Source organism: Arenimonas sp., assembly GCF_044348765.1.
Taxonomy (GTDB): domain Bacteria; phylum Pseudomonadota; class Gammaproteobacteria; order Xanthomonadales; family Xanthomonadaceae; genus Arenimonas.
In genome coordinates, this window is the sequence record NZ_JBIKSE010000004.1 from 40,232 (window position 1) to 60,910 (window position 20,679).

General features: G+C 60.9%; 22 protein-coding genes and 1 tRNA gene. 4 read left to right on the top strand and 19 right to left on the bottom strand.

What is annotated here, in order from left to right; genetic code table 11:
• Positions 1-124: 124 nt before the first annotated feature.
• The 6 genes from ACIQ0Q_RS01530 to ACIQ0Q_RS01555 all read right to left on the bottom strand — a co-directional run bounded on the left by ACIQ0Q_RS01530 (position 125) and on the right by ACIQ0Q_RS01555 (position 4,143).
• A complete protein-coding gene (locus tag ACIQ0Q_RS01530; protein WP_395771181.1) occupies positions 125-1,000 on the bottom strand; it encodes a hypothetical protein in 876 nt (291 codons plus the stop codon).
• Positions 1,001-1,015: 15 nt separating this feature from the next.
• Positions 1,016-1,915 carry an NAD(+) diphosphatase gene (gene nudC / locus ACIQ0Q_RS01535; protein ID WP_395771182.1) on the bottom strand — a complete coding sequence of 300 codons (900 nt, stop codon included), beginning with the start codon at positions 1,913-1,915 and terminating at the stop codon, positions 1,016-1,018.
• The gene (erpA, locus tag ACIQ0Q_RS01540) at positions 1,915-2,271 is read right to left on the bottom strand and encodes an iron-sulfur cluster insertion protein ErpA (RefSeq protein WP_395771183.1); all 357 of its coding nucleotides are present in this window, start codon (positions 2,269-2,271) and stop codon (positions 1,915-1,917) included. Before erpA ends, nudC begins: the two co-directional genes overlap by 1 nt.
• A 20-nt stretch (positions 2,272-2,291) precedes the next feature.
• Positions 2,292-2,624 carry a polymer-forming cytoskeletal protein gene (locus ACIQ0Q_RS01545; protein WP_395771184.1) on the bottom strand — a complete coding sequence of 111 codons (333 nt, stop codon included), beginning with the start codon at positions 2,622-2,624 and terminating at the stop codon, positions 2,292-2,294.
• A gap of 81 nt (positions 2,625-2,705) precedes the next feature.
• Entirely contained in the window at positions 2,706-3,425 is a 720-nt protein-coding gene (locus tag ACIQ0Q_RS01550) for a DUF6776 family protein (protein WP_395771185.1), read from the bottom strand.
• 124 nt (positions 3,426-3,549) lie between these two features.
• Entirely contained in the window at positions 3,550-4,143 is a 594-nt protein-coding gene (locus ACIQ0Q_RS01555) for an RNA pyrophosphohydrolase (protein WP_395771186.1), read from the bottom strand.
• A gap of 142 nt (positions 4,144-4,285) precedes the next feature.
• Between ACIQ0Q_RS01555 and ACIQ0Q_RS01560 the strand changes: the two genes are divergently transcribed.
• Positions 4,286-4,362: transfer RNA gene (locus ACIQ0Q_RS01560), tRNA-Met, on the top strand.
• A gap of 31 nt (positions 4,363-4,393) precedes the next feature.
• Here the strand turns inward: ACIQ0Q_RS01560 and ACIQ0Q_RS01565 are convergent.
• The gene (locus ACIQ0Q_RS01565; RefSeq protein ID WP_395771187.1) at positions 4,394-4,906 is read right to left on the bottom strand and encodes a DUF3016 domain-containing protein; all 513 of its coding nucleotides are present in this window, start codon (positions 4,904-4,906) and stop codon (positions 4,394-4,396) included.
• Between the two features lie 282 nt (positions 4,907-5,188).
• Here ACIQ0Q_RS01565 and ACIQ0Q_RS01570 point away from each other — a divergent pair, with 282 nt between their 5' ends.
• A complete protein-coding gene (locus tag ACIQ0Q_RS01570) occupies positions 5,189-5,560 on the top strand; it encodes a cell wall hydrolase (RefSeq protein ID WP_395770639.1) in 372 nt (123 codons plus the stop codon).
• 29 nt (positions 5,561-5,589) lie between these two features.
• Here ACIQ0Q_RS01570 and ACIQ0Q_RS01575 read toward each other — a convergent pair whose 3' ends face one another.
• A complete protein-coding gene (locus ACIQ0Q_RS01575) occupies positions 5,590-6,135 on the bottom strand; it encodes a molybdenum cofactor guanylyltransferase (protein ID WP_395771188.1) in 546 nt (181 codons plus the stop codon).
• Complete coding sequence (locus tag ACIQ0Q_RS01580) at positions 6,114-7,364, bottom strand: molybdopterin molybdotransferase MoeA (protein WP_395771189.1); 1,251 nt, start codon at positions 7,362-7,364, stop codon at positions 6,114-6,116. Before ACIQ0Q_RS01580 ends, ACIQ0Q_RS01575 begins: the two co-directional genes overlap by 22 nt.
• Positions 7,365-7,436: 72 nt before the next feature.
• Between ACIQ0Q_RS01580 and queD the strand changes: the two genes are divergently transcribed.
• Positions 7,437-7,793, top strand: coding sequence for a 6-carboxytetrahydropterin synthase QueD (gene queD, locus ACIQ0Q_RS01585; RefSeq protein ID WP_395771190.1), 357 nt, complete (start codon positions 7,437-7,439; stop codon positions 7,791-7,793).
• 1 nt (position 7,794) lies between these two features.
• Here queD and ACIQ0Q_RS01590 read toward each other — a convergent pair whose 3' ends face one another.
• From ACIQ0Q_RS01590 to bioD, 3 genes are all read right to left on the bottom strand, one after another.
• On the bottom strand, positions 7,795-10,857 hold the full coding sequence (locus ACIQ0Q_RS01590; protein ID WP_395771191.1) for an efflux RND transporter permease subunit: 3,063 nt from the start codon (positions 10,855-10,857) through the stop codon (positions 7,795-7,797).
• Positions 10,858-10,872: 15 nt separating this feature from the next.
• Positions 10,873-11,916 carry an efflux RND transporter periplasmic adaptor subunit gene (locus ACIQ0Q_RS01595; protein WP_395771192.1) on the bottom strand — a complete coding sequence of 348 codons (1,044 nt, stop codon included), beginning with the start codon at positions 11,914-11,916 and terminating at the stop codon, positions 10,873-10,875.
• 99 nt (positions 11,917-12,015) lie between these two features.
• Positions 12,016-12,648: a dethiobiotin synthase gene (gene bioD / locus ACIQ0Q_RS01600; protein ID WP_395771208.1), complete on the bottom strand. Its 633-nt coding sequence runs from the start codon at positions 12,646-12,648 to the stop codon at positions 12,016-12,018.
• A 58-nt stretch (positions 12,649-12,706) separates the two neighbouring features.
• Here bioD and ACIQ0Q_RS01605 point away from each other — a divergent pair, with 58 nt between their 5' ends.
• Complete coding sequence (locus ACIQ0Q_RS01605) at positions 12,707-13,189, top strand: GAF domain-containing protein (RefSeq protein ID WP_395771193.1); 483 nt, start codon at positions 12,707-12,709, stop codon at positions 13,187-13,189.
• 5 nt (positions 13,190-13,194) lie between these two features.
• Here the strand turns inward: ACIQ0Q_RS01605 and ACIQ0Q_RS01610 are convergent, their stop codons facing one another.
• The 7 genes from ACIQ0Q_RS01610 to ACIQ0Q_RS01640 all read right to left on the bottom strand — a co-directional run bounded on the left by ACIQ0Q_RS01610 (position 13,195) and on the right by ACIQ0Q_RS01640 (position 20,675).
• Complete coding sequence (locus ACIQ0Q_RS01610; protein ID WP_395771194.1) at positions 13,195-13,773, bottom strand: TIGR00730 family Rossman fold protein; 579 nt, start codon at positions 13,771-13,773, stop codon at positions 13,195-13,197.
• A gap of 14 nt (positions 13,774-13,787) precedes the next feature.
• Positions 13,788-15,011, bottom strand: a complete 1,224-nt coding sequence (gene arsJ / locus ACIQ0Q_RS01615; protein ID WP_395771195.1) for an organoarsenical effux MFS transporter ArsJ — start codon at positions 15,009-15,011, stop codon at positions 13,788-13,790.
• Positions 15,004-16,026: an ArsJ-associated glyceraldehyde-3-phosphate dehydrogenase gene (locus tag ACIQ0Q_RS01620; RefSeq protein WP_395771196.1), complete on the bottom strand. Its 1,023-nt coding sequence runs from the start codon at positions 16,024-16,026 to the stop codon at positions 15,004-15,006. The genes arsJ and ACIQ0Q_RS01620 overlap by 8 nt, the downstream gene beginning before the upstream one ends.
• Positions 16,027-16,087: 61 nt before the next feature.
• Positions 16,088-16,987, bottom strand: coding sequence for an endonuclease/exonuclease/phosphatase family protein (locus tag ACIQ0Q_RS01625; RefSeq protein WP_395771197.1), 900 nt, complete (start codon positions 16,985-16,987; stop codon positions 16,088-16,090).
• Positions 16,941-18,767 (bottom strand): glutamine--fructose-6-phosphate transaminase (isomerizing), encoded by a 1,827-nt coding sequence (glmS, locus tag ACIQ0Q_RS01630; RefSeq protein WP_395771198.1) that lies wholly within the window; start codon positions 18,765-18,767, stop codon positions 16,941-16,943. The genes ACIQ0Q_RS01625 and glmS overlap by 47 nt, the downstream gene beginning before the upstream one ends.
• A 9-nt stretch (positions 18,768-18,776) precedes the next feature.
• A complete protein-coding gene (gene glmU, locus ACIQ0Q_RS01635; protein WP_395771199.1) occupies positions 18,777-20,156 on the bottom strand; it encodes a bifunctional UDP-N-acetylglucosamine diphosphorylase/glucosamine-1-phosphate N-acetyltransferase GlmU in 1,380 nt (459 codons plus the stop codon).
• Positions 20,157-20,252: 96 nt separating this feature from the next.
• Positions 20,253-20,675, bottom strand: a complete 423-nt coding sequence (locus ACIQ0Q_RS01640) for a F0F1 ATP synthase subunit epsilon (protein ID WP_395770624.1) — start codon at positions 20,673-20,675, stop codon at positions 20,253-20,255.
• Positions 20,676-20,679 lie beyond the last annotated feature (4 nt).

Here is a 20,679-nt window from a genome sequence, read left to right on the forward strand (position 1 = left end):
AACGATGTGCAAAGCCGGTTGAACTGGGCCAGGAAGCCACATCGGCCTGCTGAATGTCACCATTCCGCTGTGCCTGCTGTACAGTCTCGCGATGCGTTTCAACAGAAGGAAAGGCTGAGGCAGTTCAATTCACCAAACCCGCCAAAACGAACACGGCCAGCACCGCCATCCACAGCAGGAGCGTGCGCCAGGCCAGACTCATAGCATCGCGCAGTTCCAGCAGAGCCGGTGCCGAAGATGGGCCGTCCTCAGCATCGGCCGTTTCTTCGGCGAGCTCGGAAGCCACACTGGCATTGGCTGCAGCCGCCAGAAACGTATAGTCGAGACGCATGCCACCCTCGGCATACCAGCCGCGCCAGACCTGTATCACCTTGTCGAAATTGGCTGCCAGTGCCATCGCCAGTGTCATCAGGTGCGCCGGCGGGCAGTGCGCAGCATTGAGGGTTTTTACAGCAGCAGAGCGCAGCCCTTCCGGCAAAGCCATGCCATGTTTGTGATGTACCAGCAGATACAGCAGACGATAGGCCAGCGCACCGCCCGGACCGAGCAACAGGAACCAGAACAGAACAGCGAACCAGCGCGTCAGTGCATTTTCGAATACCGCCGCCACCACCATCGGGCCATCCATGGAAACCGTCTGGCCTTCTTCATACAAGACGCCGGCTGCTCGCTCTTTCGCATCGAGACCTTCTGCGGCGATGATGGCGCTCACATCGAGATCGAGATCTCGCGGACCCCACGTGTATAGCATGGCAGCGAGCGCGATCAGAAATGCGAACAGGCCATCCAGCCAGCCAACCAACAGCGCCAGAACCAAAGCCGGAAGGCCGACGCACAGGAACACAGCACCGTACTGATGCCAAGGGGCTTTACCGAATTCGGCGCGACGCACGATGTCCAGCCAGCGTTCGAACCAGGTAAAGTCGCGCCATCGGCTGACCTGCGGCAGAACATGACCGATCAACAATGCTGCCAAAACCGCCATTACCGTCCAGGTCATTTACCCCCCCCCTTGTCAGGCCTTAGTATGCCAAAATTCTCCGATCGCAGAATCGGCATGCAGCCAGCGCATGATCAGATAATGCGATATCGACAGTGGGTCGGGCAAGGTCAGCTCATCGGCCGCAACCAGCGCTTCGAGTTCGTCCCGGCCGAACCAACGTGCATCCTGCAACTCATCGCTGATGTGGATGGCCTGCATTGGCGCGTAGGCGTCGAATCCGACCATCAGTGCCATCGGCATCGGCCAAGGCTGCGAAGCGACATAACGCACGTGTTCGACGCGCACACCGGATTCCTCCCAAACCTCGCGCACCACGGTCTGCTCCGGCGTTTCACCAGGCTCGACGAAACCGGCGAGCAGCGACCAGCGCTTTTCCGGCCACGCCGGCTGCCGGCCGAGCAGCAAATGTTCGCCGTCGCTGACGCACATAATGGTCGCCGGATGCGTCTGCGGATAACTGGCCAAGCCACAGTCGCCGCAGACTGCGCTGTAGCCGGCGGTTTTCAAATCCAGAAAGCCGCCGCAGCGTCCGCAGAATTTGGACTGCGACTGCCAGTGCAGAATGGCCTTGGCCTGCGCGAATACGGCGGCATCCCGGGCGGGCCACCGCACAGCGGCGGCGCGGATACTGATGACTTCATGCGGTGCATGCACCATCGTATCCTGTGGCAATGCGAAAAAGGCTTGACCATCATCGAAGCCAAGCCATGTGGCCGATTCCGGTCGACGCAAAAACATACTGGAAGCCGGATAATAGATTTCGGAGGCGCTATAACAACAAGCCTCACCTTTTTCATTCAACACCAGAAGCTGCGCATCCTGCCAAGCCGCATCGAGTTCGGCCGGATGCGCACGCATCGGTTCGGCGCGGTCCAGACCGGCATGCTGGAAAGCGAAATCAGGGGCCTGCATCAGGCCGAAAAACTGCTGCCGCAGCCGCAGGTAGTTTTGGCGTTTGGATTGCGAATCACGAACTGCGAACCCTGCAGACTTTCACGGTAATCCACTTCGGCACCCATCAGATACTGCAAACTGAGCGGATCCACAATCAGAGTCACGCCATCGCGTTGCACCGCCAGATCATCGGTCTCTGCCTGTTCGTCGAAACTGAATCCGTACTGGAATCCCGAACAGCCACCGCCACTGATGTATACGCGCAGCTTGAGTTCAGGATTGGCTTCCTCGGCAATCAGGCTAGCCACCTTGGCAGCGGCTGACGCGGTCAGACTCAGCGGGGCGGCAACGGTTTGGTAGGTCGGTTCGCTCATGGACTTTGCCTCGGAATGAGTTATTCGGCCGGCTGCTGATGGATTAACTGGCCGCTGACGGTGGCGCCGGCGGTGATTTCAATCAGACGGTAATGGATATTGCCCTGGATGTGGGCGGTTTCAGTGAGTTCAATGCGCTCATGGCTATGGATATCACCGGTCAGTCGACCGGAAATGACCGCGTTTGGCGCACTGATGCTACCTTCGATGATGCCGCCCTGGGCCAAGGTCAGCAGCGAATCAGCGCCGTCTTCAGCGATGACCTTGCCGAGCACTTTGCCTTCGATGTACAGGCCGCCAGAGAACAACAGGTCGCCCTGGATGACCACATGGCGGCCGATCAGCGTTTCCACATTATCCGATCGATTGGCGGACAGTTTTGTTTTTTTACTACCCAACATGGTGTGAAACTCCATTGTGATCAAATTAAGAATTTAGAGATCCGGCTGTGTAGACGTAGTGCTGACCGTCCAGTCGAAGCGCTGTTCCTGTTTGCCAAAGCCACCGCTGACACTGACCCGTACCCGTTGCGGAGTGAAGCCCAGCGGCAGCATGACATCGCCTTCAATCTGCTGGAAATAGCGAAAGGAAAAGTCCTGCGCGGGCGCTTCCGGCTTCTGCAGCAACTGTGACCAATTGAGGGTCTTCAGTTTGCCGCCGGAAACACCGTCCACGGCGAACTGCATCTGGCCCGAGGTCAAACCGCCGCGATTAAGGTTCTGGGTCAAGGTGATGGTGTAGCGCCAGGCATTGCCGGCACCGGGACTGAACTCGGCGTTATGCACACTCAGACCGTGCCGGCGGCCGCCGGAGCCGACCAGACGTTCATAGAAATCCATATCGGCGCGCAACCCGGCGATCTGTTCGTCTTTTTCGGCCAGGGACTCCTGAATTTGGGTGTTGGCGCTACGGGTGATGAATTCGGCACGCTTGGCGTTGGCCAGCTCCTGCTTCAACAGTGCTTCGCTCCGTTTTAGCCCGTCCCGCTGCTCACGCAGTTGCGCCGCATCAGTATCCATACCCCGCCAGAGCAACCAAAGCCAAGCCATGGCCAGCGCCAGCCAAAACACAGCCAGCACCACGCTGAGGCGTGTGAAACGCGGTGATTGGCTGACGATAGAAAAGCGTGGTAGATCTTTGTTTTGCACCGCCATGGCAGCGACTCCCGGCGCGGACTACGTACATCATTATAGCGGTTCCCAACGACCCCGTTCGCAATCGCCGGACATGCTGACAACGGCTTGATTTTGGGTGCGTAATGAGTATTCAAAGTGCATATCAGGCCGGCTTGCGCGCCTGCCGTTCCGAGCGGCTGCGCGCGTCACGGGCGATTTTGCGGATGCGTAGGTTTTCCAACAGCCGTTCGCCTGTTTGCTGAGGCACACTGGTCTCGCCGGCCAGCTCGCGCGCCATCGGCGATAGCAGCTGCAGGGCCTGAACATACACTTCGCGTTTGAAGTGCACCACGTTCTCGCCCGGATACCAGAAATCAACCCAGCGCCAGGCATCGAACTCCGGCGTATCGGTCATATCCAGGCGGAGTTCCGATTCATCGGCATTGAGCTTGAGCAGGAACCAGACCTGTTTCTGGCCGATACAGACCGGCTTGGTATGGTTGCGGATGCTGCGCCGCGGCAACCGGTAACGTAGCCAGCCGGGAGTGGCGCCGAGCACGTCGACGTGATGCGACTGCAAACCGATTTCTTCTCCCAGCTCACGGTACATGGCTTCCAGTGGGGTTTCATCGGTGTTCATCCCGCCCTGCGGAAACTGCCAACCATCCCGGTTGACCCTGCGGGCCCAGAACACCATACCGTCGGCACGCATCAGGATGATGCCGACATTGGGGCGGTAACCGTCCGGATCTATCACGGCCGGAACTCCAGAAAATTCTACTGCCTACAAGACTGCCACAGCGCGCGGTAATCCACAAGCGCAGCGCTTTGACCAGGGTTTAGGCAAATCATTGACAGAACTGGCGAAAACCGCGAAAATAGCGCCCTTGTCACGTTTCGGCTATGTAGCTCAGCCGGTTAGAGCACAGCACTCATAATGCTGGGGTCGGTGGTTCGAGTCCACCCATAGCCACCAAACAAAAACCCGCCTTTCGGCGGGTTTTTTGTTACTGCCCTTTCGGCAGTAACGTTTTGGTGAACCATTCCCGGAGCATTCGGGTTTCATAATAGAACGACGTGTTAGTGGTGCTGCTCCGCGGGCCGGACAGATAGGACATATCCTTCAACTCCACGTCCTTCTGTTCGGAAACCACCGCGCCGGCTGCATCCAACACACGGTAGTCGAATTGCAGGCGCGGGAAATAGACGTCCTTCAAGAGGCGCAGCTGGTAGCCGCCCGGAACCTCGACTGGATCGACCTCACCGGCCAGATCGATATCGGTGAAGTTCAGCTCCAGAGTCTGCCCGGCCGGCAGGGTCTTGGCCGATTTGGCCAGCTCTTGGGTGAATGCCCGCTCAAGGCCCTTGCGGAAGCTCTTATCGGTGCCGTTGCCCGGCTCGATATCGGTGAATTTATCGGGATTCTGCAGGCTCATGCGGGCTTCGCCGGCCACTGCGGTGGCCGGAACCGCCAACACCAGGGCCAAAACAGCGGCTTGTAGCGCAATCGGGGTTTTCATGGGTTTTCCCTCCGGAATCAGTCCAGTACCCCCAATTCTACGTCCGAATCGCCGGCGCAGGGTGAAAAACTGTTCAGTTTCAGTGGTCAAAAAACACCCCGCTTCACCTGTCGTTCAGTAAAAAACCGTCAAAATACATCCACTTATCGCAAGGGACGAGCTGCCGCTACCCCAAATTCCGGTGCCCGCCGCAGTCCGTGGCACCACCCGCCAGTACCAACCGGCTTCATTTGCCGGGTCTGGCTCCCCCCGTGAAAACCCAAAGACGTCAAGGAGCAAATCATGATTGATTTACCCCCCGCAGAAGTGCGCTGCCTTGAAGCAGCCATCCACCACGAAGCTAAAGGCGAAAGCCTGGCCGGCAAGCTGGCCGTGGGTAATGTGGTGCTGAACCGCGTGGCCGCCCCGGCCTTCCCGAAAAGCGTGTGCGCCGTGGTCAAGCAGAAGAAGCAGTTCTCCTGGTACAAAGGCAACGATGCCACCCTGCATACCCCGGTGAGCCAGGAAACCAAACTGGCCGCCCGCAAAGCCATGGCCGCCGAACGCGACAATGTGCTGTTCTTCCACGCCACCTATGTGGCCCCGAAGTGGTCGAACCGGCTCAGCCGGCGCTATACCATCGGCAACCACATCTTCTACGCGTTGAGTCACTGATCGAAAAAACCCCGCTTCGGCGGGGTTTTTTATGGCGCGGCCAAGGCCCGGCGGAACGCGGCCCAGTCTTCCGGCGTGTTGAGGTTGGCCTGCTCATGGGTCGGCAGGGCCGGCAAGGCGCGGCTGTGCAGGCGCGCATGCAGCTGGTGGATGGCCAATTCGCGTGGCGCGGCGGCCAGCATGGCGGCAATGGCGGTCGCCAAAGCGTCGGTATCCGGAAACCAGGCCGGCAAGGGCGAGTCGCCATAAAACGCGGGTGTGGTCTGCTGGCGTAGCACCTGCAGGCGTTCGGGGCGCAGGCCGGGCATGTCCACAGGCAGCGCCCACAGCGCGGCATTCGGGAATCGCAGCACGGCCGCATGCAAGCCGGCCAACGGGCCCAAGCCGGGCAGTAAATCGGGCACGGCGTCATGTTCGGGGTAATCGCCGCTGACCACGATCCGATCGCAACAGTCCGCCAAGCGCGCCACTTGCCAGGCCAGCAGATCGCCCTGCGCCAAGGGCAACCGGGCTTTGTCTTCGCCCATGCGCTTTGAGCGGCCGCCGGCCAGAATCAGGCCGATGCAGGGGCGCATGGCCATTCCGACTGCGCCGGTTGCAGCGGGTAACAATCCAACACGCGGCCGGCTTCAAGCGTGGTGTCGCTTTCCGGCAGAACGGCCCAGGCATTGGCCAGAGCGAAAGGTTGAATGCGGAACGATTCCTGCCCGACCAAGACCCGTAGCTGCAGCTGGGCGTCATCCGACACCGCCAGCGCGGCTTTCTGGATCAGGGTCCAGCCCGGTTTTTTGCGCACCGGCGCCTGCAACACGGCGCGCAGCGGCAGTTCCGGCGGTAGGCCCTGCATCTGGCGCAGCACGGCCTGCACGAAAAAGCGTGCGCCCACCGCGCACGACATCGGATTGCCCGGCAAGCCAAACAGCAGAGCGCCCGAGGGCAACACCGCGAACAGAGTCGGTTTGCCCGGCCGCATCTGCAACTTATGGAATACCACCTCGGCGCCGAGCGCACGCAGGGCTTCCGGCACGAAATCGTGCACGCCCATCGACACCGCACCGGTGCTGAGGATGATCCGGGAGCCGGCGCGTTCGGCCTCGCGTACGGCATCAACATAAGCCTTCGCGGAATCGGGAACGCTGCGGTACAGCGCAATGGCCGCACCCATCATCGACAATGCCGCGCACAGATAGGGACCGTTGCTGTTGCGGATGAAGCCGTCGACCAATGGCGCGCCGGCCTCCACCAGTTCGGAACCGGTGCACAGCACGGCCACGGCCACCGACGCACGCACGTTGACCTGAGTGATGCCGAGCGCGGCGAGCAGCATCCGGTGTTGTGGCAGCAGGCGCGTGCCTGCGGAAAATATACAGCTTCCGGCGCACACATCTTCACCGGCACGGCGGATATGCATGCCGGCGTTGGCGGGCGTGTTCAACACGAAGGTCTGTGTGCCATCGGCAGCGATGTGCACCGTGGCTTCTTCCACCGGTACTACCGTGGCAGTGCCGTCAGGCACCATGGCGCCGGTCATGATTCGGCAGGCGGCAGCGCCCAGCGTTAAGCGCGCATCCCCGGCGGCCTGCACACCATGCAAGGCAATTGGCGCGCCCAGCGGCAGTGCCAGATGCGCGGCGCTCAGCGCGAAGCCGTCCATGGCGGCGTTGTCGAAGCCCGGCAGGGAATCGGTGGCGATGAGGTCTTCGGCTAGCACATGGCCGAGCGCGGCATCAGCCGCAAGCATCACATCGGGTTGCGGGGTGGCGCGTTGGCGCACGGCCATAAGGGCCTGCTCGAAGGAAATCACGGGGCTCCGGCACAAAGGGGCATCAGGGGCTTTAATGCTATGCTATCGGCGGTCATTTGAGCAGTCCGCCGCATGGAAATCTACAAGAAATTCCACATTGAAGCCGCCCATCGTCTGCCGAACGTACCGGACGGTCACAAGTGCGCGCGCCTGCACGGCCATTCCTTTCTGGTGGAACTGTTCGTGACCGGCACCCCGGGCAAACACACCGGCTGGATCATGGATTTCACCGACATCAAATCGGCCTTCCAGCCGATTTATGCGCGACTCGACCATCACTATCTGAATGATATTCCTGGTCTGGAAAACCCGACCAGCGAGAATCTGGCGCGCTGGATCTGGAACGAACTGAAACCAGCGCTGCCGCCACTGAGCGAAGTGTGGGTGCATGAAACCTGCACCTCAGGCTGCCGTTACCGCGGCGACTGATTCAGCTTGCCGCCGGCCGGTGATCGCGCGCCAGCAGCAAATACGCCACCGGCACCACCAGTAGGGTGAACACGGTGCCTATACTCAGACCGCCGACGATGACCCAGCCAATCTGGTGACGCGCTTCTGCACCGGCACCCGAGGCCAGCGCCAAGGGCACTGCACCCAGCACCATGGCACCGGTAGTCATCAGAATCGGGCGCAGACGCAGCGTGGCGGAATCCACCACCGCTTCCAGTTTGCTCTTGCCTTGCTCTTGCAGTTGATTGGCGAACTCGACAATCATGATGCCATGCTTGGAAATCAAGCCGATTAGGGTGACTACACCAATCTGCGTGTAGATATTCCAAGAACCGGTGGCGTTCCACAGACCCAGACCGGCACCGGCATTGAGCAGCACCAGACATAGGAACGCACCGAACACCGCCAGCGGCACCGAGACCAGAATCACGAACGGATCGATGAAGCTCTCGAACTGCGCGGCCAGCACCAGGTAAATGAATACCAGCGCCAACAGCAGCATGGCCGCAGTGCTGGATCCGGACTCGCGATACTCGCGCGATTGGCCGTTCAGATCATATTGCGAACCGGGCGCCACCTGTTGCAGAGCGTTTTCCATCCAACTCAGGGCTTCGCCCTGGGAATAGCCGGGTGCCAAGCCGGCGCTGATCACCGCTGCACGCATTTTGTTGAAGTGGTTGAGTTCCTTGGCTGCCACGGTTTCCGACACGGTGGCTAGATTGCTCATCTGCACCAGGCCGTCGCTGCCGCGCACGTAGATGTTGGCCAGCGCTTCCGGGGTGCGGCGCAGGCCGTCATCAATCTGTACGATCACATCGTACTGTTCAGAGCCCTTCTTGAAGCGGGTCACGTTGCGACCACCGAGCATGGTTTCCAGGGTGCGGCCGACCGTACCGACATCGGTGCCGACCGACGCAATCTTGTCGCGGTTCATCAGCACACGCAGCTCGGGTTTGTTCAATTTCAGATCGGAGTCCGGATTGGTCAGCTGCGGATTTTCCTGCATCTTGGTCAGCAGTTTCTTGACCGTGCCATCCAGCTCTTCCCAAGTACCGGTGGTCTGCACGACGAAACTGACCGGCTGACCGAAATCATTCTGGCCGAGCGGCGGCGGTGTGACCGGAAACGCCATCAGGCCGGTAATGCCCATGAACTGGGGGAACAGGCTGCCGGCGATCTGCTGTGCGGTGCGCGCGCGTTCGTCCCAGTCCTTCAGGCCGACGAAACCGATGGCGGAAGTGACTTCGCCAAAACCAACAATGACGAACGAACGGTCGCGCTCGACCACATTTTCGAACACTTTTTCCATCTGCTTGGCGTAGCCGTCCGTGTAGTCGATGGTGGCGCCTTCGGGCGCGTTGGCGAAACCGATGATCAGTCCCTGGTCTTCCTGAGGTGCCAGTTCTTTCGGCAGCAACGTGAATAGCAGCGCGGCGCCGGCGAACACCACCGCGGCACCGAAGACCACCAGTTTACGTACCAACAGAACCCGCGCCAGCACGCGCCGGTAGCCGGCATCGAGCGATGCCAGCATGCGCTCGCCCCACAGATAGAATCGGCCGTGCTCGGTTTCGCGGCGCAGCAGTTTCGAGCACATCATCGGCGACAGGGTCAGCGCGGTGAAACCCGATACTAACACGGCGCCGGCCAGAGTCAGGGTGAATTCGACGAACAGCTTACCGGTGCGTCCGGTTGAGAACGCGAAAGGCAGATAGACCGCAGCCAGGGTCAGTGTCATGGCGATGATGGCGAAGCCGATTTCTTTGCTGCCTTTAAACGCCGCCTGCAAGGGTGGCATGCCTTCTTCGATATGCCGGTAGATGTTTTCGAGCATGACGATGGCATCGTCCACCACCAGACCAATGGCCAGCACCATGGCCAGCAAGCTGAGGATGTTGATGGAAAAGCCGAGCATATACATGATGGCGAACGCGCCGATCAGCGAGACCGGAATGGTCACGATCGGAATCAGCACCGCGCGCCAGTTGCGCAGAAACAGGAAGATCACCAGCACCACCAGCAGCATGGCCTCGAGCACGGTGACGTACACTTCGCTGATCGATTTTTCGATGAAGATGGTGGAGTCGTAGGCGACTTCCACTTTCATGCCGGCCGGCAGCGCGCGGGTGATCTGCGGCAGCATCGTCTTGATGGCCTTGGAAATTTCCAGCGGATTGGCCACGGCCTGCTTGACGATGCCGAGCGGAATCGCGTTGGTGCCGTTGAAGCGGGCCCGGAAGCGTGCCGAATCGGCGCCGAGCTCGACCCGGGCGACATCGCCCAGACGCACCAGATAGCCGTTGCTGTTGCCGAGGATGATCTGCGCGAACTGCTCCGGCGTTTTCAGGTCGGTTTCCGACAGCACGGTGAACTCACGTTGCAGGCCTTCGACGCGACCGGCCGGAATTTCCACGTTCTGCGCGCGCAAGGCCGACTCGACATCGGACGGCGCCATACCGTAACCGGCCAAACGTTCGGGATTCAGCCAGACACGCATGGCGTAGCGGCTGCCGTAAACCTGCGCCTGGGCCACGCCGGGAATGGTCTGCACCCGATCCTTGACGATGCGGTTGGCGTAATCGGCGATTTCCACCAGCGAGTGGCGGTCGGAGGAAAAGGCCAGATAGATAATCGGCTGGGCATCGGCTTCCTGCTTCTGCACGATTGAATCGCTGGCTTCTTCCGGCAGCGAGCCGCGGGCCTGGGCCACGCGATCACGCACATCGGAGGCGGCGGCATCGGCGTCGCGGTCGAGCTTGAAGCGTACGGTGACCTGCGAGGATTCGGCGCGTGACACCGACTGGATGTAATCGATGCCTTCAATGCCGGACAGGGTATCTTCAATCGGCTTGGTGATCTGCGACTCGATGACCTGCGCATTGGCGCCCGGATACCCGGTGGCCACGGTCACCACCGGTACGTCCACATTCGGCAGCTGGCGCACGGCCAAGCGGTCGTAGCAGATCACGCCGATCAGCACGATGACCAGATTGACCACAATGGCCAGCACCGGCCGGCGGATGGAAAGATCGGAGAGCACCATGGCGGTCGTTCCCGGTTATTTAGCAGCGGCGGGTTTGCCGGTCATCACCGGGGCGCCAGGGAACAGCTTCTGCTGTCCGGCGGTGATCACTTCGTCACCGACCGACAGACCGGCGGTGACCGCGACCCAGCCGGGTTCACGCAGTCCCAGAGTGACCGGCACCAGCTCGGCTTTGCCGGCCTTGATGCGATACACCATCTTCTGATCACCGCTTGGCCAGATGGCCTGCTCGGGCACCATCAGCACCGGTTCCGCGGCGGCCAGCGCCACCTGCACCTGCGCGAACTGGCCGGGCTTGAGTTTCTTTTCGGCATTGGCCAGGCGTGCGCGCACGGCCACGCTGCGGCCGGACACCTGCACGCTTGGCGCAATCGCGCTGATGCTGCCGGTGAAGGATTCGCCCGGGAAAGCATCGGTCTGCACACTGACGCTTTGGCCGGCATTCAAACGTGCAGCCAAGGTTTCCGGAATCTGGAACTCCACTTCCAGCGGATCCAAGCGCACCAATTCCACCAAGACCTGGCCGGCATTGACGTATTCGCCGACGCTGACCTGACGCAGACCGACTACACCTTCGAACGGTGCACGGATTTCGGTCTTGGCCAGACGCGCCTTGGCCGAGGCCAGTTTTGCGCTATTGATTTCAGAGATGGCCAAGGCCGCATCGGTATCGGATTTGGAAATGAGCTGTTTGGAAGCCAGCTCGATAATACGCGGTCGGTTGCGTTCGCTGGCACGCACGGAGGCCATGGCTTCGTTTACTTCGGCGCGCGCGATATCGCCATCGAGTGCGAACAACAGCGTGCCGGCAGCCACGGTCTGGCCTTCGGCGACCTGGATGCGCACCAGCTTGCCGGCCACTTCCGGACGCACGGTCACCGACTCCAGCGCGCGCAGACTGCCCACCGCCTCGATGTGATCGGACAGCGGCCGGGTCTCGACTTTGAAGGTTTCGACCATGGTCGGCGGCATGCCGCCGCCGGGCGGGCCGCCTTGCGGGGCATCTTTGCCGCAGGCGGACAGCAACAACGCCAACAGAATGGTCAGAATGACGCGCATGATGTTCTCCAGAATTCCCCGCCACAAGACCGCCATTATACGGCTTATGCGTCCTGTCTTATTGAAGCGGATTCGCCGCCACAGTGCATGGGTCGGAAGTCATGCGTTTTGGAACGGCAGGCGCCCGAGGCAAGGCGAGCGCATGCTGCGTTGCAGCGCTCCGAAATAGCGACCATCGCCATCGAAACCGGGTTCCACGGCATTGCCCAGCCAGCCGAGCAGACGGCAGCCGCTGGCGCGGATGCTGTGCTCGCTCAGGCGCGCATGATTGATGCATCCCAAGCGCAGGCCGACCACCAGGAGCACCGGAAGATCCAAAGCATGCACCAGATCGGATTGATCCAGATCATCGCTCAGCGGCGCCAGCCAGCCGCCGACGCCTTCCACCAGCACCATATCGGCCTGTGCGGCCAGCTGCCGGTAAGCGGAAGTAATCACCGGCAAGGCGATGACCACGCCTTCCTCGGCCGCAGCCAGCTGCGGTGCGGTCGGGGTCGGTAAGGCATACGGATTGACCCACGCGTAATCGGTATCGCTGCTGGCGGCGTCGATCAGCATCAGGGCGTCTTCGTTGCGCCAGTCGCCATCGATGCGCTCGCAACCGCTGGCCACCGGCTTCATGCCCTGCACGCGCCGGTCCGCAAGGCGCATGGCCCGCAACAATGCGGCACTGGCATGGGTTTTGCCGATACCGGTATCGGTACCGGTCACGAACATGCCGGTTTCCGGCAATAGGAAGTTCACATCAAGGGTCTGCATATCGCCTAAAATACCGCAAAAGGAAACCACCATGTTCACCGCCAGCCCGCTTTCCGGCAATAAAGCCGAACAATACGAACAACTAATCGCCCAGTGCCAAGCCCTGCTGCACGGCGAGCGTCACCGCGTGGCCAATGCCGCCAATCTGAGTGCACTGCTGTTCAATAACCTGTCGGAAGTGAACTGGCTCGGTTTTTATTTTCTCGAACAAGACGAACTGATTGTCGGTCCATTCCAGGGCCTGCCGGCCTGCGTGCGCATTGCGCTCGGCAAGGGCGTCTGCGGCGGCGCGGCACAGACCCGCGAAACCCTGCTGGTGCCGGATGTGCATGTCTTCCCGGGCCACATCGCCTGTGATTCGGCCTCGCAATCAGAAATCGTGGTGCCGCTCATCCAGAATGGCGTATTGATCGGCGTGCTGGACGTGGACAGCCCAGTGCTGAACCGCTTCGATGACACCGACAAGGCAGCGTTCGAAACCATCGCCGCGCTGTTCTGCGCCGGCAGCGACTAAGACGGCTAACGCACCACCGCATAATCGCGGGCGTCTTCGCGCCATTTCGGGGTGGCCAGAATGCGCGGCAGCACATCGGCCGGCGTTTCTTCCAGCGACCACATCGCAATGTGCTCCGGATTCATGAATTTTTCGACAATGACCTGATCCATGAACAGCTGCAAGGGCGCATAGAAATTGCGGGTATTGAGCAGGACAATCGGGTTGAAATAGATGCCGAGCCGCTTCAGGGTGATGGCTTCGAATAATTCTTCGAGCGTGCCGCAGCCGCCGGGCAAGGCGATGACCGCATCGGAGTCGGTCAGCAGACGGTGTTTACGCTCACGCATGTCTTCCACCAGCTGTAGTTGGGCCAGTCCCGGGTGGCCCCACTCGAGATCGGCCATGAATTTCGGCAGAATGCCGATGACTTTACCGCCGTGCTTCAGCGCGCCATCGGCCACGGCGCCCATCAGGCCGGTGGAGCCGCCGCCATACACCAGGCTGTGCCCGGCCAAGGCGATCTGTTCACCCATAGTGAATGCCGCGATCTGGAATTCGGGATGGACTTGCGCGCTGGACGCGGCATAGACGCAGATACGCATGGACAGGCACTCGCTTAAACGGAAGCCTTATTATGCCTCGGAAGTGCACGCGCGATAAGCGCCGCCAGCGCCAGCAGACCGGCAGAGACCCACAGACAGGCAGCCAGCCCCTGGGTCTGATAAATCCAGCCGGACAATACCGTACCGAGTAATCGACCCATGGCATTGGCCATATAGTAGAAACCGACATCCAGCGACACGCCGTCTTCGCGGGCATAACTGAGAATGAGATAACTGTGCAGAGCGGAATTCACTGCGAACAGCACACCGAATACGGCCAAGCCAATCATCAGCACGCCGGCGGCAGAAACGCCTTGTACCAGCGCCATGGCCATACCGGCCGGCACCAGCACCAAGGGCAGCGCCCAGTGAAGCGCGGTCCGGCCGTCCGGGGCGTGTGAGGCGTGACGGCGCCCGGTAATTGCCGGCGCTAGCGCCTGCACGATACCGTAGCCAATGACCCACAGCGCCAGAAATCCGCCGACCTGCCAATGATCCCAACCCAACTGCGCGCCCAGAAACACCGGTAAAGCGACTACGAACCAGACATCGCGGGCGCCGAATAAAAAAAGACGTGCGGCCGAGAGGATGTTCACGGCGCGACTTTTCGACAGCAGCTCGGTAAATTTCGGTTTGGCCTTGGCCTTGCCTAGATCGCCGCGCAGCAGGAACAGACTCGCAATCCAGACCAGCAGCAGCACTGCCGCCATAACGCCGACGGCGCCCTGGAACCCAAGCACACTGAGCAACAGCCCGCCCAGAAAAAACCCGACGCCTTTGAGTGCGTTTTTCGATCCGGTCAGCAGGGCAACCCACTGATAAAGCCTGTTCTGGACATGATCGGCTACCAGGAATTTCAGACTGCTCTTCGCGCTCATCTTGTTCAGGTCTTTGGCGATACCCGAGAGCGCCTGCGCTGCCATCACCCAGACCACGCTCAGCATCGCGCTGGGCACCAGCAGCATGGCCAAGGCCAGTACCTGCAGCAGCAGGCCGGCATTCATGGTGCGGTTCAAGCCCCAGCGCGCGCCCAGCCAGCCCCCGAGCAGATTGGTGATGATGCCGAAGATTTCATAAAATAGGAACAGCAGGGCAATCTGCAACGGACTGTAGCCGAGCGCGTGGAAATGCAGCACCACCAGCATGCGCAGGGCGCCGTCGGTCAGCGTGAATGCCCAGTAATTGCCAGTGACCGTCAGGTACTGCTTTAGCTCCGTAGTAAGCGGCCTGCTAGCCATTGGTTTTGGCTTGATCGATTTGGCCGACTTTTATTGCCAGCTCGAAGGTACGGTTGGCATAGCCCCATTCGTTGTCGTACCAGGCATACAGCTTCACCTGCGTGCCATTCACCACCATGGTCGACAGCGCATCGATGATGCTCGAACGCGGATCGGTTTTGTAATCGCTGGACACCAGCGGGCGCTGCTCATAACCGAGAATGCCTTTCAGAGGGCCTTCCGCGGCGGCTTTCAGCAGCGCATTGACTTCATCGGCGGTGGTGGGCCGCGCCACTTCGAATACGCAGTCGGTCAGTGAGGCGTTGGCCAAGGGCACGCGCACGGCATGGCCATTGAGTTTGCCTTTCAGCTCGGGAAAGATGTGGGTGATGGCGGTGGCCGAACCAGTGGTGGTCGGAATGAGATTCAGGCCGCTGGCGCGCGCGCGGCGCAGATCCTTGTGCGGCGTATCGAGAATGGATTGGGTGTTGGTCAGATCATGGATGGTAGTAATCGAGCCATGCTTGATGCCGAGCGCTTCATGGATGACCTTCACCACCGGCGCCAGACAGTTGGTGGTGCAGGACGCGGCGGTGACGATGCGATGCCGGGCTGGATCGTAGGTGGCATCGTTGACGCCCATCACTACATTCAGCACGCCCTCCTCTTTCACCGGTGCGGTGACCACCACGCGCTTCACACCCTGATCCAGATAGGCCTGCAGCACGGCTTTGGTTTTCATCTTGCCGGAAGCCTCGATCACTACATCGCAGTCCGACCAATCGGTGTCGGCGATGGCTTTGTGATGGCTGACCGCGATGCGCTGGCCGTCCAGCATGATTGCACCGTCGCTTGCCTGCGCTTCGCGGTGCCAGCGGCCGTGCACCGAGTCGAAGTTCAGCAGATGCGCCAAAGTTTCGGCATCTCCAGCCGGATCGTTGACACGGACCACCCGGACATTGGGATTGTCGGCGGCGATGCGCATCACCAGGCGTCCGATGCGACCGAAGCCGTTAATGCCGATACGTAGTGCCATATGCGGAACCTACAAATAAAAGGAATTATATGACGGAAATATGACAGGTCTATGACGGGGCTCAATACGAAATTCGCACCGAAACTGGTAGATGATCCGAGGGATAACTTCCCGCGTTGGCGTCGTCCAGCACTGCATGCTCAAGCACCTCAACCGGCCCCCGAGAGACAGTGAACAAATAATCAATGCGGCGGGTTACGGCGCCCTCCACGGTAAAGCCGCTGAAGGTTCCCGATGGCCCGCTCGGCGGGCTATGGCTACTGTCGCGTGAATCGGAAAGGTGTTGCTTCAGCAAAACCATCGGCGGGGACTCCGGCTCGGCATTGAAATCGCCCATCAGCACCAGCGGCCCACCATCGGGATTGATTTTTTCGATCTGCGACAGCAGCAGCCGGACGCTCTCGAGGCGCGCCGTTTGCCCAGCATGATCGAAATGGCAGTTGATGACCCACAGCCGCTGCCGGCTCGATGTTTCTTCGAACTGCCCGTAGCTGCAGATCCGATTCAGCGCGGCATCCCAACCGCGCGAGGGCTGATCCGGCGTTTCGGACAGCCAGAAAGTAGCGCTCTGCAGCATGGTGAAACGGTCCTTGCGGTAGAACACCGGCACGCCTTCGCCGTCGCCGCTGGCATCACGGCCCACGCCGAACCATGCGTAGTCCGGCAACGCGGCGGCGAGCTCACTGATCTGATGCGGCAGCGCTTCCTGTATGCCGAAGATATCCGGCGCGTGTTGACGCAGCAATTCGGCAACCGCCGCTTTGCGCTGCGGCCAGGCATTCACGCCGTCGGCCGGCGTGTCGTAGCGGATGTTGTAGCTCATCAGCCGGGCTTCTGTGGCCAAGGCGACGCCGGGCAGAAGCAATACTGCCCACAGCAGCAGGGCGAAGCCGGAAATTCCGGAGAGCGCTTGCTTATTCAACCGTGACGGATTTCGCCAGATTGCGCGGCTTGTCGACATCCGTGCCTCGCGCGATGGCGGCGTGGTAAGCCAGCAGCTGCACCGGAATCGAGTGCACCACGGGGCTAAGCAATCCGACATGGCGCGGGGTACGGATCACATGCACGCCATCGGAATCGCTGAAGTGGCTGTCGGCATCGGCGAACACGAACATCTCGCCGCCGCGGGCGCGCACTTCCTGGATGTTGGATTTCACTTTTTCCAGCAGGCTGTCGTTCGGGGCGATCACCACCACCGGCATGTCGGCATCGACCAGCGCCAGCGGACCGTGCTTGAGCTCGCCGGCCGGATAGGCTTCGGCGTGGATGTAGGAGATTTCCTTGAGCTTGAGCGCGCCTTCCAGCGCGATCGGATAATGCAGGCCACGGCCAAGGAACAGGGCATGCTGCTTGGGCGCGAACAGACCAGACCAGGCGATGATCTGCGGTTCGAGGTTGAGCGCGGCCTGCACGCTACCCGGCAGCAGGCGCAGATCATCGAGCAGTGCCTTCTCACGCGTGGCATCCAGGCGACCCTGCAGTTTAGCTAGCGTGCCGACCAGTGCGAACAGGGCGATTAATTGCGTGGTGAAGGCTTTGGTCGAAGCCACGCCGATTTCGGCGCCGGCACGGGTGTAGAACACCATGCGGCTGGCACGTGGAATCGCGCTTTCCTGCACATTGCAGATGGATAGCGTTTTGTCCTGTCCAAGACTCTTGGCGTATTTCAGGGCTTCCATGGTGTCGAGCGTTTCGCCCGACTGCGAGATGGTCACGATCAACTGTTTCGGATCGGCGTAAGCGTCGCGGTAACGGTATTCACTGGCGATTTCCACGCTGCAGGGAATGCCGGCCACCGCTTCCATCCAGTAGCGTGCGATCAAGCCGGCGTAGTAGCTGGTACCGCAGGCGAGAATCTGTACCGAGTGGACATCGGCCAACAATGTTGCGGCATCTTCGCCGAATAGCGACGGCGAAAAGCCTTCGCCCATGATCGGTTCGATGGTATCAGCCAGCGCGCGCGGCTGCTCATGGATTTCCTTCTGCATGAAATGGCTGTACGGCCCCAGCTCCATCGAAGCCAGCGACACATCCGAGCGGTGCACGGGCCGGGTAATCGTGTTGCCGTCAGCGTCATAAACCTGCACGCCGGCCAGGGTCACGTCGGCCACATCGCCCTCTTCCAGAAAGATGACATCACGGGTGGCCGACAGCACCGCCGAGACATCGGAGGCGATGAAGTTTTCACCCTCGCCCAGACCGACCAGCAAAGGGCAGCCCATGCGCGCGGCGATCAGGCGCTTGGGTTCGTTGCGGTGGATGACCGCGATGGCATAGGCGCCTTCCAGATCCTTGACCGCACGCCGGGTGGCGGTCAGCAGATTGCCACTTTCGGCGTAGTAATGATGCACCAGATGACCGATGACTTCAGTATCGGTCTGCGATTCGAACACATAGCCGAGCGCGCGCAGGCGTTCGCGCTGCTGCTCATGGTTCTCGATGATGCCATTATGCACCAGCGCCAGTTCGCCGGAGCTGATATGCGGATGCGCATTGAGTTCGGTGACGCCTCCGTGCGTGGCCCAGCGCGTGTGTCCGATGCCGACCTGGCCGGTCAGCGCTTCGGCCTGCGCCGCCGCTTCCATTTCGGCCACACGGCCGGTGCGGCGCACGCGCTTGATGCTGTCGGACATGACCGCGATGCCGGCAGAATCATAGCCGCGGTACTCGAGGCGCTTGAGTCCATCGACCAGGAAATGCACCACATCCCGTTCCGCTACCGCTCCGACAATGCCGCACATAAGGCTTCCTTAGGGTGATTTGGGTTTCTTGGCCGGTCGCTGCCAGCCATTCAAACTGAGTTGTTTCGCGCGCGCCACGGTCAGGGTATCGGCCGGCGCGTCCTTGGTGATCACCGAACCGGCGCCGATGGTGGCGCCCGCACCGATGGTGACCGGTGCCACCAGCGAGGAATTGGAGCCGATGAAGGCGCCGTCGCCAATTTCAGTCAGCGATTTATTCACGCCATCGTAATTGCAGGTGATGGTGCCGGCACCGACATTGACCTTGGCGCCGATCTCGGCATCGCCGAGATACGTGAGATGGTTAGCCTTCGAGCCCTTGCCGATCCGGGTTTTTTTGCTTTCGACAAAATTGCCCAGATGCACGCCTTCGGCCAGTTCGGTGCCCGGGCGCAGACGCGTGAACGGACCGAGCACGCAGTCGGGACCGGCTTGCACGCCGTCGAAATCGCAATGCGCGTGCACCACGCTGCCGGCGCCGAGCTCGACATCCTTCAATCGGCAGAACGGCCCGATGCGCACGCCGTCATGCAGCACCACGCGGCCTTCGAACACAACATCGACATCGACTTCGACATCCATGCCGGCGCAGACCGAACCGCGGATATCGACACGGGACGGGTCAGCGAAACGCACGCCTTCGCGCATCAGGGCTTCAGCCTGCCGACGCTGGTAGCGACGTTCCAGTACCGCCAGTTGCAGCGCATCATTGGCGCCGTCAGCTTCACCGGCACTGAGGCAGCCCACGGCTTGTGCCGGCCTGCCTTCGCCCGCGGCCATCGCGAAAATATCGGTCAGGTAGTATTCGCCCTGGGCGTTGGTATTGCCCAGCCCGGCCAGCCAGCGTCGCAGCATGGCGGCATCGGCACAGACCACGCCGGTATTGATCTGCCGCACCGCTTTCTGCGCAGCATCGGCATCCTTCTGTTCGACAATCGCCTGCACCCGGCCATCCTTGTCGGTCAACACCCGGCCGTAGCCGGTGGGATCGTCCAGGGTTTCGGTCAATACCGCGGTGCCGCCGTCAGCGGCGGCCAGCAGCTGGCGCAGGGTGGTTTCGGTAATCAGTGGCACATCGGCGTACAGCACTAGCACCTGGGCGCCATCCGGAACGCCGGGCATGGCCTGCAACACGGCATGGCCAGTACCCAGCTGCTGCATCTGTTCGGCCCAATGCAGATCGGCATCCGCGGCGAACGCGGCCCGGACCTGATCGCCGCTATGGCCGTAAACCACATGGATGCCTTCAGCGGCAAGCCCGCGGGCGGTGGTAATTGCATGACCGAGCATGGCACGTCCGGCAATCTGCTGCAGCACCTTCGGGCGCCGCGACTTCATGCGCTTGCCTTCGCCGGCGGCCAGAATGATGACATGTAAGGGCTTTTGCATAATGCCTCCCGCAGGCGTTTATTATGCCCGACCCGGTGCGTTCTGAATACTGGAATTAGGCCTAGAAAAAACCGGCTGAGGCCGGTTTGATTCCAATCAGTGCTTGAGATTCTTGCGCAGGCGTTCGAGGGCCTGCAGTTGCGCCATGGCCTCGGCCAGTTTGGTCTGGGCTTCGGCGATTTCCATGGCTTCGGAACGGTTGGCGAGCACGCGCTCGGCTTCTTCCTTGGCCAGCTTGGCTTTGGCTTCATCCAGATCGGCGGCACGTACCGCGGTATCGGCAAGAACCGAGACCAGTTGCGGTTGCACTTCCAGAATGCCGCCGGAAACGTAAAACTCCTGCTGCGTGCCGCCTTCCAGCATGACGCGCACGTAACCGGGCTTGATCCGGGTGATCAGCGGCGCGTGCTGCGGCGCGATGCCGAGCTCGCCCATTTCACCGGTCACCACCACCATCTGCACGGAACCGCTGAAAAGCTCCTGCTCGGCACTGACGATGTCGCATCGAATGGTAGTCATGTCT

Coding starts and splice junctions, on each gene's coding strand:
- ACIQ0Q_RS01530 (WP_395771181.1), bottom strand. CDS start 1,000: ATGACCTGGACGGTAATGGCGGTTTTGGCAGCATTGTTGATCGGTCAT.
- nudC (WP_395771182.1), bottom strand. CDS start 1,915: ATGCAGGCCCCTGATTTCGCTTTCCAGCATGCCGGTCTGGACCGCGCC.
- erpA (WP_395771183.1), bottom strand. CDS start 2,271: ATGAGCGAACCGACCTACCAAACCGTTGCCGCCCCGCTGAGTCTGACC.
- ACIQ0Q_RS01550 (WP_395771185.1), bottom strand. CDS start 3,425: ATGGCGGTGCAAAACAAAGATCTACCACGCTTTTCTATCGTCAGCCAA.
- ACIQ0Q_RS01565 (WP_395771187.1), bottom strand. CDS start 4,906: ATGAAAACCCCGATTGCGCTACAAGCCGCTGTTTTGGCCCTGGTGTTG.
- ACIQ0Q_RS01570 (WP_395770639.1), top strand. CDS start 5,189: ATGATTGATTTACCCCCCGCAGAAGTGCGCTGCCTTGAAGCAGCCATC.
- ACIQ0Q_RS01575 (WP_395771188.1), bottom strand. CDS start 6,135: ATGCGCCCCTGCATCGGCCTGATTCTGGCCGGCGGCCGCTCAAAGCGC.
- queD (WP_395771190.1), top strand. CDS start 7,437: ATGGAAATCTACAAGAAATTCCACATTGAAGCCGCCCATCGTCTGCCG.
- ACIQ0Q_RS01590 (WP_395771191.1), bottom strand. CDS start 10,857: ATGGTGCTCTCCGATCTTTCCATCCGCCGGCCGGTGCTGGCCATTGTG.
- ACIQ0Q_RS01595 (WP_395771192.1), bottom strand. CDS start 11,916: ATGCGCGTCATTCTGACCATTCTGTTGGCGTTGTTGCTGTCCGCCTGC.
- ACIQ0Q_RS01605 (WP_395771193.1), top strand. CDS start 12,707: ATGTTCACCGCCAGCCCGCTTTCCGGCAATAAAGCCGAACAATACGAA.
- ACIQ0Q_RS01610 (WP_395771194.1), bottom strand. CDS start 13,773: ATGCGTATCTGCGTCTATGCCGCGTCCAGCGCGCAAGTCCATCCCGAA.
- arsJ (WP_395771195.1), bottom strand. CDS start 15,011: ATGGCTAGCAGGCCGCTTACTACGGAGCTAAAGCAGTACCTGACGGTC.
- ACIQ0Q_RS01620 (WP_395771196.1), bottom strand. CDS start 16,026: ATGGCACTACGTATCGGCATTAACGGCTTCGGTCGCATCGGACGCCTG.
- ACIQ0Q_RS01625 (WP_395771197.1), bottom strand. CDS start 16,987: ATGTCGACAAGCCGCGCAATCTGGCGAAATCCGTCACGGTTGAATAAG.
- glmS (WP_395771198.1), bottom strand. CDS start 18,767: ATGTGCGGCATTGTCGGAGCGGTAGCGGAACGGGATGTGGTGCATTTC.
- glmU (WP_395771199.1), bottom strand. CDS start 20,156: ATGCAAAAGCCCTTACATGTCATCATTCTGGCCGCCGGCGAAGGCAAG.
- ACIQ0Q_RS01640 (WP_395770624.1), bottom strand. CDS start 20,675: ATGACTACCATTCGATGCGACATCGTCAGTGCCGAGCAGGAGCTTTTC.